The sequence below is a fragment of the Shewanella sp. genome, assembly GCF_051658185.1.
In the GTDB taxonomy this organism is placed as follows: domain Bacteria; phylum Pseudomonadota; class Gammaproteobacteria; order Enterobacterales; family Shewanellaceae; genus Shewanella.
The window spans coordinates 1-14,806 of the sequence record NZ_JBOFMC010000285.1; the positions used below are offsets into that span (position 1 = coordinate 1).

The window sequence follows — 14,806 nt, forward strand, 5'->3', positions numbered from 1 at the left end:
CTCCGATGGAATGCCCTTACGCTGCATAAAGCTAAAGGCCGCTAAACCTTGATCATAGGGCACGCGAAAATCCTTCTCACCGTGGATCACCAGCATCGGCGTTTTCCAGTTTTCCACATAGTTAACTGGGTTGAACTTCTCATATAACGCTTTGTTATCCTGATAAGTACCACCAAATTCATGCTCAGGGAACCACACCTCTTCGGTCACATAATACATCGAGCGCATATCGAATAACCCGGCGTGGTTCACTAGGCATTTAAAGCCATCGTTCCAATTGCCTTGGATCCAGTTCATCATGTAGCCGCCGTAGGACCCTCCTAAAGCACAGGCATTTTGTGGATCGAGCCATTTTTGTTGCTGACTCACCGCCGCTAGACCTTTTTGTAGATCTTCTAATGGCTTACCACCCCAGTCTTGGGTAATGGAGTCAGTAAAGGCTTGGCCATAACCGGTAGAGCCGTGGAAATCGACCATGACCACACCGTAACCCGCGCCCGCCCATAACTGCGCATTCCAACGGAAACTAAAGGCGTTACCAAAGGAACCCTGCGGCCCACCGTGCACGAGGTAAGCGATGGGATACTTTTTACCCTCTTGATAATTAGCCGGCTTGATCCAATAACCGTACACATCTTCGTTATTCCAGCCTTTAAAACTAAATTGCTGGAATTCACCAAATTTTATCTCGGCCAATTTGGCTTGGTTAACCGCCGTTAAGCGTTTTAATGCCTGACCGTCGGTGTTGATGCGATAGAGATCGCCAGGTTCGACTAAGGTTTTGTTATCAAAAATCAGTTGATCTTGCGTCACCGCAATTAAGCTGTTGGTGCCATCACTGTAAATTGACTCCACATCGCCAAACTGGGTATTCACTTTGAAGATTGATACCTGCCCCATATCCTGCGCGGTGACATATAACGTGCGGTTATCCGGGCCAAACATCAGTGAGCTTGGGCTTCTGTCCCACAGTGGTGCCACTTCCTTGGATTGACCCGTACTCACATCGCGCAACATAATGCGATAACGGTCGGCCTCAAAACCGGGTTTCGTCATCGCTAAATAGGCCATATAGCGGCCATCGCTCGAAAATGTCGGCTGCGCATCCCAGGCGAGGTTGTCTTGGGTTAAATTCACGGCACTGCCACCCGTCACTGGCACTTGCCATAAATCGTAGTTGGTGGTCCAAGCCTGATCTTTACTCGGTGCCTTGGCGCTGTATACCACATGTTTGCCGTCGGGGGTGAAGGTCACCTCCTCCATGCCACTAAAAGGTTTTGGCGGAGTTTCGGTGTCTAATCCTTGGGTGATATCCACAACGCGAGTCAGTTTCTCTCCGGTGAGAGCGCCGACAAACAAATGGTTACGGGCATGATCTTCCCAGGTATCCCAATGCCGGACCATTAATTGTTGATACTCACGTCCGGTGGATTTACGCGCAGCCTCTTGGGCAAATTTGTCCTTTGAACAGCCCAAATCGGCGCATTCAGGGAATACTCGCATGCTCAGTACGATTTGTTTGCCATCATTTGCCAGTTTATATCCATCAATATTTAATGGTAAATCAGAAACTTGAACCGCTTCGCCGCCGCTTAAAGACAATTTATACAGTTGACTTGTACCGCTACGATTGGCGAGGAAATAAATCGCGCTATCATCCTTGGCAAAGCTGACATCATGCTCAGTGCCTGCGGCGGCGGTCAGTTGTAAGGGTTTGGCATTGGCCTGGGTCAGATCTAACAAATATAACTCGGAGTGACTCTCGCCTTTGTCATTAACGGTTTTAAGGCCATACACCAACTTAGTGCCATCGTGGGACACTGTGGTCGAATGCATTTTATTGAGGTTAATTAATTGCTGCACCGTAAAGGGCGTGGATGCGGTTGCATAGCTTGAGTAGGCTAAACCGGCACTGCTCAGAGCCAATAGAAGAGGCGCTATTTTCATTGTTATGTCCATCTTTTGTCATAAATGTTCGAGGCTTATCAACGAACTGGGAATACACATCCCCTATCGTCGCATCAAGACACCCATTCATCGTTTATAAGATAAGTGTTCGTTGTTTTTAAATGAGTTTGCCACACTAGCGAAACAAAAACGCTCAAGCAAGCCAAAAGGCCACACCTGAGCGGATTTTTTTGTGACAATTTGTCAGTGCGGCCATATCCCTTAAAACAGGGATCCTAGGGCTTAGGCTTTACCTTTGGCCTCTGCGATATTGATTTTCCACATCGCGGGGCCGGTTTCATGGGCATTAACGCCCTTTGAGTCCACTGCAACCGTGACGGGCATATCCTCAACCTCAAACTCGTAAATGGCCTCCATACCAAGATCGGCAAAGGCCACTACCCGAGATTTTTTAATGGCCTTAGACACTAAGTACGCGGCGCCACCGACGGCCATCAAATAGACCGCTTTATGTTTTTGGATGGATTCAACAGTAGCCGGGCCACGCTCGGCTTTACCAATCATCCCCATCAGACCGGTCTTATCGAGCATCAAGTCAGTAAACTTATCCATCCGCGTTGCCGTGGTCGGGCCTGCTGGCCCAACCACTTCATCACGCACCGGATCGACCGGACCGACGTAATAAATAAACTTACCGGTAAAATCGACACCCTCAGGCAAACCTTCGCCACTTTCAATCAGGCTTTGGATACGTTTGTGGGCCGCATCGCGACCGGTGAGCATTTTACCGCTCAGCAGCAGGGTGTCGCCGCTTTGCCACTGCTCGATATCCGCTTGAGTCACTGTATCTAAGTTCACGCGGCGCACATCACTGCCCACTTCGCGGGTAATTTCTGGCCAATCGGTTAATGACGGCGGCACGAGTTGCGCAGGACCACTGCCATCTAAATGGAAATGCACATGGCGCGTGGCCGCGCAGTTCGGGATCATTACCACAGGTTTGGAGGCGGCATGGGTCGGGGCCGATTTGATTTTGACATCTAACACTGTGGTTAAACCGCCAAGGCCTTGGGCACCTATCCCTAAGTTGTTGGCCCGCTCAAAAATATCTAACCGCAATTTTTCTTCGGTGGTTTGCGCGCCGCGCGCCATTAACTCATGGATATCCACACTTTCCATTAAAGCTTCTTTGGCTAACACCGCCGCCTTTTCAGCGGTGCCACCGATGCCAATACCAAGCATCCCCGGTGGACACCAGCCTGCGCCCATGGTCGGCAGCGTTTTTTCAACCCAAGCGGCAATGTCATCCGATGGGTTTAACATCACCATCTTGGCTTTGTTTTCACTGCCGCCGCCCTTGGCGGCAATCGCGACCTCAATGTGGTTGCCCGGCACCATATCGATATGCACCACTGACGGGGTGTTATCTTTGGTATTTTTACGGCTACCGGCAGGATCTGCCACAATCGATGCCCGCAGCGGGTTATCAGAATTGGTATAGGCGCGGCGCACCCCTTCATCAACCATTTCTTGAATGGTCATATCGGTTTTGTCCCACTTCACCCCCATGCCCACTTTGACAAACGTGGTCACAATCCCGGTATCTTGGCACAGTGGACGTTTGCCTTCGGCTGACATGCGTGAGTTGATCAGGATTTGTGCGATGGCATCCTTGGCCGCAGCACTTTGCTCGCGCGCATAGGCTTGGCTCATGGCATCAATAAAATCCTTTGGATGATAGTAGGAGATGTATTGCAGGGCATCGGCCACACTTTCAATAAAGTCGGCTTGTTTAATAATTGGGTTTTCAGAGGTGTAATCGTGAGATGACATAGTAGGAGCGCTCCAGCGGCCTAGGTGGCCATTCTTGTTTTTTTGTTAATCCTTCAGAACCAATATGATACTCTTTCCCCTCTTTTTGGGCTACATCACATTTTAAATAGGGTTAATCGATGGCAATTAGGGCGTCAACACAGCTTGCATCACGCCAACTTGACTGGACATTCAGCACCACAGAACTGTTTACATATTTTGCCAATGAGCCATGGTCAATCTTACTCGACTCGGCCAACGCCCCCCATCAGGATGCAAAATTTGACATCATTTGCGCCAGTCCCATTGCGACCTTAGTCACTCAAGGGACAAAGAGTGAGATTAAGCTGCTCAAGACTGAACTCAGCTTACCAGAGCCGCTGGATGTACATGACGATCCCTTCTGCTTACTCAAACAAGTAAACAAACATTGGTATCCTGAAGCATTAGCCTGCCATTTCCCCTTTAGCGGCGGCGCAATGGGATGTTTTAGTTACGATTTAGGCCGGCGCATCGAAACACTCCCCACGATCGCTAAGCATGATATTAATCTGCCCGAGATGAATATTGGCTTTTATGACTGGGCACTGATTTTTGACTACGCCAGCAGCCGTTGGCATCTGGTGCACTATTTAGGCGAAGCCGCACTGAATGCCACCCTAAAGGTCATTGAAACCAAACTGCGCACGCAGCCCCACAGTGCCCCCTTTACCTTGGTCAGTGATTGGCGCGCCCAGCAGAGTAAATGCGATTACCAGCACAAATTTGCAGCCATTCAAGCCTACTTACACAGCGGTGATTGCTATCAAATTAATTTAACTCAACGGTTTGATGCCGATTATCAAGGGGATGAATGGACCGCTTACTGCCAACTGCGCGAGGCTAATCAGGCGCCCTTCTCTGCCTTTATTCGTTTGCCGCAGCATGCCATTTTATCGATCTCGCCCGAGCGCTTTATTCAGCTGCGCGGCGCTCAGATCCAAACCAAACCGATTAAGGGCACCTTAGCCCGCCTAAGCGATCCGACACTGGATGCCAAGGCGGCAATCTCCCTTGCACAATCCCCCAAAGATCGCGCCGAAAATGTCATGATTGTCGATTTACTGCGTAACGATATTGGCAAAGTCGCCGCCCCCGGCTCAGTGCGGGTGCCGCATTTGTTTGAGGTAGAAAGCTTCCCTGCTGTGCACCATTTAGTCAGCACGGTGACCGCCACGCTCGATGCCAAATACAGCGCCAGTGATCTACTGCGCGCCGCCTTCCCCGGCGGCTCCATAACCGGCGCCCCCAAAATCCGCGCAATGGCCATTATTGAAGAATTAGAGCCGTCTCGTAGAAGCCTCTACTGCGGCGCCATCGGTTACATAAGTCAAGATGGGCAAATGGATACCAGCATTACCATCCGCACCTTAATCGCCGAGCAGGGTAAACTTTACTGCAGCGCGGGAGGCGGCATTGTGGCAGACTCACAGGTGGACAGCGAATATCAAGAGAGCCTTGATAAAATCAGCCGTATTTTACCCTTACTGGGCACTAAAGCATCGAGGTAACGCCTCGCGGTTTTGGCCAAAAAAATAGAGTGATGTTCCTATGGATGTGGCGGAATTTAGACTCAGATTTAATTTACAGCCCCTTGCCAAGGTGGAGAGTGCAGCACGACCTCACCCCAGCCTTCGCAAGGCCGCGGTGCTGATTGGCCTTCACCAACTCAATGGCGAACTGCAGGTTATTTTGACCCAAAGACCCCAGCACCTGCGCGCCCATCCAGGGCAAATTAGTTTTCCGGGTGGCAAAATTGAGGCAAGCGATCCCAACGCTATCGGAACCGCCCTTAGGGAAGCCGAGGAAGAAATTGGGTTAATGCGACACAATGTTGAGGTCCTCGGCACGTTTCCGGCTCATCACACCTTTACCGGATTCGACATTACTCCCGTCGTGGGCCTGATCAAACACCCCTTTGACTTAATACTGGATCCCGGCGAAGTCGCGGAATGTTTTACCCTCCCCTTAAGTTATGTGATGGAACCTCAGCATCGCTATCGGAACCACTTTTTGCGCCAAGGACGCTATTACCCGGTGCACTTTATTCACTATGAGCAGCGACTGATTTGGGGCGCAACCGCAGCGATGCTCGATCACCTGTGTCGGCATTTAACGCCAACGGCCAGCATTTAGTGGCAACGATCAACGTTCAAGCTTTAGTGCTCAACCGCGCAGTGGCGACGCCGATGGAAGGATTAGCCCAAAATAACCAAGCGAATATATAACCCCGCAGCAATGGAAGTTAGCAGCAACAAGGGAATATTAAACCAATATCCCAATTTACTGTGGTGCGCCACGTAATAATTAACCGCAAGGCTTAACAGACTTATCCCCGCACAAGTCCAAATCAAATACTCCAGTAATTGGGTTTCCTGTGGATCCCAAAAAGTGCGTAACACCATCCCTTTGGAAAAAAAACTGCCTATTTGCCGCTCTGGCCGCGCTTCACCAAAAACCAACAAGGCATACACGGCCAAAGCCCAGCCTAAAATGGATAACGTCGCGAGGATAAATTGAAAAATGTTAACTTTCCTCATATCGACCCCTTAATTTCACCCGGTATATTGTTAAATATTAGCAATAATGGCCTCAGGATACCTTTTTCAGCTTGAGAAAAGTCACCAGCAAGGTAATATAAACCCCCAAAATTTTCATATAAAACGTTTCGTTGGAGAACTAAGCAACAATGAGCATTGCATCTGTCGCTTCTGTATTTAAAGGTGAGCACGCCGTAGGTTCTGAGGTCACCGTTCGTGGCTGGGTAAGAACCCGTCGAGATTCTAAAGCCGGGATCTCTTTTTTGGCTGTCTATGACGGTTCCTGCTTTAATCCTATTCAAGGTGTCGTGCCAAATAGCTTAGATAATTACGACAACGAAGTGTTAAAGCTGACAACCGGTTGCTCGGTGATCATGACCGGTAATATCGTTGAATCCCCCGGTGCTGGCCAAGCCTTTGAACTACAAGTCACCGCGCTTGAGGTAACCGGTTGGGTAGATGATCCTGACACATACCCCATGGCCGCTAAGCGTCATTCCATTGAACATTTACGTGAATTAGCGCATTTACGCCCCCGCACCAACATTATCGGTGCCGTTGCCCGCGTGCGTAACTGTTTATCCCAAGCCATTCACCGTTTTTACCACGAAGAAGGCTTTATTTGGGTATCAACACCACTGATCACCGCCTCTGACTGTGAAGGCGCAGGCGAAATGTTCCGTGTATCAACCTTAGACATGGAAAACCTGCCACGCACCAGCGAAGGTAAGGTCGACTACGATAAAGATTTCTTCGGTAAAGAAGCTTTCCTGACCGTATCGGGCCAGTTAAACGCCGAAACCTACGCCTGTGCGCTGTCAAAAGTGTACACGTTTGGCCCGACATTCCGCGCTGAAAACTCCAACACCAGCCGCCATTTAGCAGAATTCTGGATGGTTGAGCCTGAAGTCGCGTTCGCCACCTTAAACGATATCGCCGGCTTAGCGGAAGCTATGCTCAAATATGCGTTTAATGCCGTCTTGACTGAGCGGATGGACGATTTAACCTTCTTCGCCCAACACGTTGATAAAACGGTAATCGAGCGTTTGCAATCTTTCGTGTCCAGCGATTTTGCCCAAGTGGATTACACCGATGCGGTGACCATTTTACAAAACTGTGGCAAAACCTTCGAGTTCCCAGTGTCTTGGGGTATCGACTTATCTTCTGAGCACGAACGTTATCTTGCAGAAGAACACTTTAAAGCTCCTGTGGTGGTGAAAAACTATCCAAAAGATATCAAAGCCTTCTACATGCGCCTTAACGATGATGGCAAAACCGTCGCGGCAATGGACGTATTGGCCCCAGGCATTGGTGAGATCATCGGTGGTTCACAACGTGAAGAGCGTTTAGACGTGCTGGATATGCGTTTAGCCGAAATGGATCTGAACAAAGAAGATTACTGGTGGTACCGCGATATGCGCCGCTATGGCACTGTGCCACACGCAGGTTTCGGTCTTGGCTTTGAGCGTTTAGTGTCTTACGTCACTGGCGTATCCAATATTCGTGATGTGATCCCCTTCCCACGGGCACCACGCACTGCCAACTTCTAAGCACTTATCAAGATTGCCTAGCACTGAGTTGGCAAAAATCATTGCCAACTCATGCTGCTCCCCCCACCCGCTTGTATAGCATTTATCAGACAAGCGGGTTTAACACAACCAGTCCTAAAGCTCGAGCAACCCACCTGACACGTTAAGCACCGAGATGCGCTCATGTCCCTCATCAAATGTTAGGCATCGCCCTGATGCGGCGGACCTCGATTATCAATCTAACGCCTTGTTGATATAGCGATTAACCCAAGCAGGTTAACTCACCAGTGCGCTAAGCTGATTGGCATGATGGTTTTTTTTGAACTATGCTCACCGCTGCAGTCTACAACGCTCACCCCCATCGCGTTACGCTGGGCCATCGCTTAACTTTCAGTCGCACAATCCCCATCACTTAATAGACTTGTAAGGACAATGAGATGAATACACGCAAACTCATATTACCCGCGGTAATGTTAATGTCGGTATTAGCCAGTGCAGTCTATGCCGACACCCATGTCAGCAATGACACCGCTGCCAATGCTGAAATACAAGCGGAAGAAAAAATTGATGAAGGATTCAAAAAATTTGGTTACCTCACAGGTTTAGCGCTCGGTTGTGTAGACAAAGCGCAATCCACCCAATTAGAGCGTGAGGCGATGGATGTCAATGCCAAAATCACTCGGCTATTTGGGATTGACCGCGCCTTCTTATTTACTGCAGCCTTCGGTTATGGCAGCAGTGTTGAGCTTAACATCGAAGAATGTAAAACCGTCCTCGAGAAGTATGAAGCTCGCATAGCATCTTTCCGTAAAGGAGAATAGTGATGAAATTGCTACTACTCCCCCTCTTTGGGATAAGTTTACTCGGGATGTCGATAGCCCCCCCAGTGCAAGCTGGGCGCTATGAGATCAGAAAAGAAGTGCGCGAAGGCGCCCGCGAGGTCAGCAGGGAAAAACTCGAGGCTCGCCGTGAAGTGTTACGCTGCAAAACGAAGGAGTGCGCCAGAAGGGAAATACGTGAAGGCTATAGAGAAGTCAATCGCGAGCGCACTGAAGCCCGCCGCGAAATTCGCCGAGAAATCCGTGAAGACAAATACGACAGATACGATAGAAACGACCGATACGATAGATACGATAGATTCGACAAGGACAATAACGATTCTGGCGATATTTTAAGAGGTATTGCGGTGGGAGCTGCGGTGATCGGTGTCGCGAAAGCGATTTCTGATCATAATGATGACTAAGCCAGACAAGGCACTTCACTGCTACTTGCAAAGGCCCACTTAGAGCCTCTGCAAGGAAAAGCCTCTGCCAATCTTAAACCATGAGGCACATTCAGCAATACGTTGGCAGTATGCCAACGTATTGCATTGATTTAAGCCAGTTTAAACGCTTTGATTTTAGGTAAATAAGTGGCTAACTGCGGAAATTTATGGGGCTGTTTGGGCTCCCACTCTATTGGATAATAAGCGCTTAACTCTCTGGCATTGGCTTGGTTATCTAGCACCTCATCCTGCAGCGACAAAATACACATTGCCCTTTGGCTGTTTTTTTTCCTAAATTCAGCCACGCATTTATTGGCAATATCAGCATATTCTTCAGGCCGATCTATCTTGCCTTGCATCGTATCCTCGGGATGAAGATTTGGGTTAATCAACACCGACTTTAAACCATTTAAAAATCCTATCCGCTCAGCCCAGTAAGCACCGAGCCCAACACCAACCATCAAGGGGGCAGGATCGTCACAAAACTGCATTTGCTTAGCGACCTCTTTAAGTAATTGCTGCATATCATGTTTTGGATGAAGAGTGCTGTAACTTAACAGCCGTACATCAGGATCAATAAACTGCAACTGACGCATTTTCTCATGATTACCAGGGCTGGTTGCATCAAATCCGTGAAGATAGAAAATCATATCAGGGCCTTTTCACAATGTGTGAGAACAGTTTTTAGACGGATAGCACTACCCTCGCCATAGCGCTTGTCTAGCAACAGCGCTTCTCTAACAACAGCACTGTGCTAGCAAAAGTGTATGACATCAGCGCCTGCACTACATCAAATCTTTGTCTGTTGGGCTAAACAAATTTGCTCGGCTAACTGTTTTGCCTTTTCCCAACGGGCCGAATCTTCAAGGGCGACTGCCGTTTGCGCGGCATTCGGCTTGAGCAAATTAGCGGGAAACTTAGGCGCACTCGTCGGCCAGACAAATGAGGTTAATAAGGTCATGACACCAGGATTATCATTGCACAGTAAAATCATATCGCAGCCAGCATCCAAGGCCGCTTGCGCCCGCGCTACATAATCGCCCGCAAAGGATGCGCCTTTCATGCCTAAATCATCGGAGAAAATGACACCTGTAAAGCCTAATTGCTCGCGTAACACTTGCTGCAACCAATAACTTGAAAAACCTGCCGGATGAGGATCCACCTTTGGATAAACCACATGAGCAGGCATGATGCCCGCAAGGCGACCGTTTGCAATAAGCTGCTTAAACGGCAACATATCGTGGTTAAATATTGCCTGAGCTTCACGGTCATCGACTGGTTTAGCAATATGGGAATCCGCCGCAACGCTGCCATGACCAGGAAAATGTTTGCCGACGGCGGCCATCCCCGCCTGTGCCATCCCGTCGATAAATGAATCGGCCAGCGCGACAACCTCATGCGGATCAGCACTAAAACTGCGTTTGCCAATCACTTGGCTAATACCATTCAGATCGAGCACAGGGGCAAAGCTTAAGTCTATATCACAGGCCAATAACTCTATTGCCATTAAAAAACCCAGCTCACAGGCCCAACGTTTGGCCAAGATCATGTCGCCTTTGGCCGCGGGTAAAATATCCCCCATGGCAGGGATCAAGGTAAACCCCTCTCGAAACCGCTGCACTCTGCCGCCTTCATGATCAACAGCAATAAGGATGTCTGGGCGGATGGCGCGGATCTGTTGCACCAACGCGATAAGCTGCGAACGACTGCTAAAATTGCGGGAAAAGAGAATTAAGCCCCCCACCTGCGGATGACGCAGCATTTGAGCTTCCGCCTCACTGACATCCACCGAGAGCAAGTCCAACATTAAATAACTCATATTTCTCCCTAAAATTATTCATCTATACTTCAAAAATTACCACAAGCACTAAAGGATAGTTGTATCACACAAAATACCAAAATATCGGGCTGTTCACCGTTACAGGCCTATTCATAGTGCGAACATCACCCGCTGTCGCGCACCAACCATAGGACGCTGTTAGCTCAACTTATCCGAAAGTTTTTGAATAAAAAAAACTAATGATAATTATCCCACTAATTTATGGGATACTACTTAACAAGGTATCATACAAGCCGTTTTCCCTTGAAAACAGCCTGCAGTTTGCCAGAGTTTACGCCAACAACGCTAGTCTGCTTGCTAAGATACAGCGCGCAATATGGCTAACGTAGACTAGAATAAACAGCAAAACACAACAGGACTTCAATCATGATTAGCGTATTTGATATGTTCAAGATCGGCATCGGCCCATCTAGCTCACACACTGTTGGCCCGATGAAAGCGGGCAAAATCTTTATGCAGCATCTGGCTGATGCCAATCTGCTATCGCAATTAGATGAATTGCGCTCCGAGTTATTTGGCTCTCTCGGTCAAACAGGTAAAGGACACGGTACTGGCAAAGCGGTGATTTTAGGTCTGATGGGCGAAGATCCTGAAACCGTGGATACCGATACTATCGATGGCATTCTCGAGCATGTGTCTAAGAGTGAAACCTTAACCTTGAGCACAGGCAAAGTCGTTAAGTTCACCCGTGAAAACGGCATCATTTACCATAGACGCAAAAGCCTGCCAGCCCATGCCAATGCCATGACGCTCTATGCTTACAGCAAAGACAAATGCATTTATGAACGTACCTATTATTCTGTTGGCGGCGGCTTTATCTTAGATGAAGATGAAATAAATCAAGGCAATGCCTCGCCAGCATCGCCAATCAAATCCGCTCCCTTTGATTTCAACAGCAGTGCACAATTACTCCAATTATGCGGTGAGCACGGCCTGAGCATTTCCTCACTGATGATGGCAAATGAACTTAGCCTTGCCAGTGAAGCCGATGTTAAAGCTAAGCTGTGGAACATTTGGCAAACCATGAAGACCTGTATCGAACGGGGCTACCAAAAAGAAGGGATTTTACCCGGCGGCTTGAAACTGCGACGCCGTGCTCCGGCACTCTACCGCCGTTTACAGGCTGAAGGCCGCAATAATGTGGATCCATTAACGGCGATGGATTGGGTCGATTTATTTGCCCTCTCGGTCAATGAACAAAATGCCGCTGGCGATCGCGTTGTCACTGCGCCCACCAACGGTGCGGCAGGGATTATTCCCGCCGTTTTATGTTACTACCACACCTTTGTGCAAGATGTGGATATTGACATTTGTGCGCGCTATCTGCTCACCGCTGCTGCCATTGGTATTCTCTACAAGAAAAACGCCTCCATTTCTGGGGCTGAAGTGGGTTGCCAAGGTGAAGTCGGCGTAGCCTGCTCTATGGCTGCTGGCGCGTTGACCGAGATCATGGGTGGTACAGTTGAACATGTTGAAAACGCAGCCGAAATTGGCATGGAGCATAACCTAGGTTTGACGTGCGATCCCGTCGGCGGGTTAGTACAAGTGCCCTGTATTGAACGCAATGCCATGGGCGCAATCAAAGCCATCAACGCCTCGCGTATGGCCCTGCGTGGTGATGGTAACCACAAGGTATCACTCGACAAAGTGATCAAAACCATGATGGATACCGGTAAGGATATGCGCAGTAAATATAAAGAAACCGCCAAAGGTGGCCTTGCTGTTAACATCGTCGAATGTTAATTCCACTCCGGATATTGCTAAGTCACCGCTTCGCAATAATGTCTTGAGCCGTTAAAAAATGCCGCAACTTCGTTGCGGCATTTTTGTCGGTTGCAATCCGCCCATGGGGGTTACCCCAAAGGCCACATCCGGCCACTAGCGCCAATTTTCTCTTAAGGTGTAATACAGCATCCCTAACGCTAATGCTTGATTGCCAAACCATTCATTTAAGGGAATACGGATATGGCGCATTGCTGCAAACAAATCAAACTCCCGCAATTGCCCATCAATCGCCTTGGCCATGATCTCGGCCATGATATGAGATGTGGCAACACCATGGCCTGAATAGCCTTGGCAATAAAAGACATTAGGCGACACTTTACCCAGCTGCGGAATACGATTGATGACAATGCCCGCAAGGCCAGCCCAAGCAAACTCAATGTCCACCCCCTTTAATTGAGGAAAGGTGCGCTCGATAGCGGGCCTAAGCTCCGCCGCCACATTTTTAGGATCACGCCCACTGTAATTCGTACCGCCTCCAAACATCAATCGTTTATCAGCAGTTAACCGATAATAGTCGAGCACAAAGCGACAATCGTACACGGCCAGATCCTGCGGGTTGATCTGCTTGGCTAACTCATCAGGCAACACCGCAGTAGCACAATTACCTAAAGATGCCGGAAATAACATGCCCCTCAACGCCGGGCGCGCCAATTTATGATAAGCATTGCCTGCGATGAGCACGCTATTGGCGCGAACTTTTCCCTTAGCGGTGACAACCGTCGCCACATCCCCCTCCTCAATATCCAGGACGGGGGAATGTTCAAAGATTAATGCGCCGAGTCCTGCCGCCGCGCGGGCTTCGCCAAGGCACAAATTGACCGAATGCAGATGCATATTGCGCCGATTCACCAATCCACCATGATAGAGAGGAGAGCCTAAATAGGCGGGCATGTCCTCGGCCGAGACCAAGGTCATAAAATGCCCCATGCCCCGTCGCTGCGCCTCATCATGCATAGCAGCCAAATCTTGCAGGTGTTGGGGCCGATAAGCAGTTTGAATATGCCCAAATTTTAAATCGCAATCGATGCCGTACTTAGCCACCCGATTTTTAATAATATCGTGGCCTCGCCAGCGTAGATGCCACACATAATCCTCCGCCTCTTGGCCTATGACACGCCTGAGCTGCTTAGTCATGGCCGCATCGCCGGATAAACTTCCCGTCACCTGGCCACCATTACGCCCAGTGGCGCCCCAGGCAATTTTATTGGCTTCAATCAAGGCCACTTGATAGCCTTTTTCGGCTAACTCGAGGGCCGTCGCAACCCCCGTAAAACCGCCGCCAATGATCGCCACATCGACCCGTAACTCACTGTCAAGTTCAGGATAATCAGACTCTTGATTTATGGTGGCATTGTAATAGGAGGCGCAGCGCGCAATTGACATAGGCATTCCTTAAGGTACTTGCAATATTCAAGATAATGACGGCATTGCAAAACGTGGCTCAGGCCTGACGGCGGCAGCCACCATTTTTGTTTTACATTTTTTACATTTGTGCAATATCGCGAGTATATCTCACCGCCCAAAGCCGTCAAGAACGAGATCCGCACGTCCATGGCTACCAATGAAACAAACTCATCATTGGCGCCTCTGCCATTTTGCCAAAGAGATGTTAAGATGACCGTTATTACAATAAATTAGCAATCTCAGAGACTTGCCGACTGACCGTTGCTTACCCTAGATGCCAAGGTAATCCCCAATGACAGATAAACATCAACTCGCCACCCAAATTGTTAGCTTAGGTCGAGACAAAAAATGGACGAAAGGCGTGATCAACCCTCCGGTGTTTCGCGCATCAACTATCGTGTTTGAGACTCTGGCCGATATGCGCCACGCTGCCAAACACAAAACCGAGGGCGAGATGTTTTATGGCAGGCGTGGTACCCCGACCCACTTTGCCTTTCAGGCCGCCATTGCCGAACTGGAAGGTGGCGAAGGCACAGCCCTGTATCCCTCGGGCGCGGCGGCGATAAGCGCGGCGCTGCTGTCGTTTTTAAAGGCGGGTGATCACTTATTAATGGTCGATAGTGTTTATGAGCCCACGCGGGATCTGTGCAACCATCTGCTTGCAGGTTTTGGCATTGAAACCACC

General features: G+C 49.2%; 13 protein-coding genes. 7 read left to right on the forward strand and 6 right to left on the reverse strand.

All coding sequences use genetic code 11. The features are described from left to right. Positions 1–1,947, reverse strand: a 1,947-nt coding sequence (locus ACRCZA_RS10915; protein ID WP_438674463.1) for a prolyl oligopeptidase family serine peptidase, incomplete at its 3' end; no start/stop codon positions are given. Between the two features lie 243 nt (positions 1,948–2,190). Further along, on the reverse strand, positions 2,191–3,741 hold the full coding sequence (locus tag ACRCZA_RS10920; RefSeq protein ID WP_438674464.1) for a fumarate hydratase: 1,551 nt from the start codon (positions 3,739–3,741) through the stop codon (positions 2,191–2,193). A 119-nt stretch (positions 3,742–3,860) separates the two neighbouring features. Between ACRCZA_RS10920 and pabB the strand changes: the two genes are divergently transcribed. Together pabB and ACRCZA_RS10930 are read left to right on the forward strand one after the other, a co-directional pair. Continuing rightward, positions 3,861–5,270 carry an aminodeoxychorismate synthase component I gene (gene pabB / locus ACRCZA_RS10925; RefSeq protein ID WP_438674465.1) on the forward strand — a complete coding sequence of 470 codons (1,410 nt, stop codon included), beginning with the start codon at positions 3,861–3,863 and terminating at the stop codon, positions 5,268–5,270. Positions 5,271–5,310: 40 nt separating this feature from the next. Next, complete coding sequence (locus tag ACRCZA_RS10930) at positions 5,311–5,895, forward strand: CoA pyrophosphatase (protein ID WP_438674466.1); 585 nt, start codon at positions 5,311–5,313, stop codon at positions 5,893–5,895. 62 nt (positions 5,896–5,957) lie between these two features. On the opposite strand, the gene ACRCZA_RS10935 is transcribed toward ACRCZA_RS10930, so the two are convergent. Further along, positions 5,958–6,299 carry a hypothetical protein gene (locus ACRCZA_RS10935; protein ID WP_438674467.1) on the reverse strand — a complete coding sequence of 114 codons (342 nt, stop codon included), beginning with the start codon at positions 6,297–6,299 and terminating at the stop codon, positions 5,958–5,960. A 149-nt stretch (positions 6,300–6,448) separates the two neighbouring features. On the opposite strand from ACRCZA_RS10935, the gene asnS reads away from it, so the two are divergent. The 3 genes from asnS to ACRCZA_RS10950 all read left to right on the forward strand — a co-directional run bounded on the left by asnS (position 6,449) and on the right by ACRCZA_RS10950 (position 9,071). After that, entirely contained in the window at positions 6,449–7,849 is a 1,401-nt protein-coding gene (gene asnS, locus ACRCZA_RS10940; RefSeq protein WP_438674468.1) for an asparagine--tRNA ligase, read from the forward strand. A gap of 416 nt (positions 7,850–8,265) precedes the next feature. Further along, entirely contained in the window at positions 8,266–8,649 is a 384-nt protein-coding gene (locus ACRCZA_RS10945; RefSeq protein WP_438674469.1) for a hypothetical protein, read from the forward strand. A 2-nt stretch (positions 8,650–8,651) separates the two neighbouring features. Next, complete coding sequence (locus ACRCZA_RS10950) at positions 8,652–9,071, forward strand: hypothetical protein (RefSeq protein WP_438674470.1); 420 nt, start codon at positions 8,652–8,654, stop codon at positions 9,069–9,071. Between the two features lie 131 nt (positions 9,072–9,202). Here ACRCZA_RS10950 and ycfP read toward each other — a convergent pair whose 3' ends face one another. Together ycfP and nagZ are read right to left on the reverse strand one after the other, a co-directional pair. Then, positions 9,203–9,742: an alpha/beta hydrolase YcfP gene (gene ycfP, locus ACRCZA_RS10955; protein ID WP_438674471.1), complete on the reverse strand. Its 540-nt coding sequence runs from the start codon at positions 9,740–9,742 to the stop codon at positions 9,203–9,205. 140 nt (positions 9,743–9,882) lie between these two features. Continuing rightward, the gene (gene nagZ, locus ACRCZA_RS10960; protein WP_438674472.1) at positions 9,883–10,911 is read right to left on the reverse strand and encodes a beta-N-acetylhexosaminidase; all 1,029 of its coding nucleotides are present in this window, start codon (positions 10,909–10,911) and stop codon (positions 9,883–9,885) included. Positions 10,912–11,298: 387 nt separating this feature from the next. Between nagZ and ACRCZA_RS10965 the strand changes: the two genes are divergently transcribed. After that, positions 11,299–12,675, forward strand: a complete 1,377-nt coding sequence (locus ACRCZA_RS10965) for an L-serine ammonia-lyase (protein ID WP_438674473.1) — start codon at positions 11,299–11,301, stop codon at positions 12,673–12,675. Between the two features lie 135 nt (positions 12,676–12,810). Here ACRCZA_RS10965 and ACRCZA_RS10970 read toward each other — a convergent pair whose 3' ends face one another. Further along, complete coding sequence (locus ACRCZA_RS10970; RefSeq protein WP_438674474.1) at positions 12,811–14,100, reverse strand: NAD(P)/FAD-dependent oxidoreductase; 1,290 nt, start codon at positions 14,098–14,100, stop codon at positions 12,811–12,813. A 313-nt stretch (positions 14,101–14,413) separates the two neighbouring features. On the opposite strand from ACRCZA_RS10970, the gene ACRCZA_RS10975 reads away from it, so the two are divergent. Continuing rightward, positions 14,414–14,806 (forward strand): PLP-dependent transferase (locus tag ACRCZA_RS10975; protein WP_438674475.1); only part of this gene is annotated, 393 nt, incomplete at its 3' end.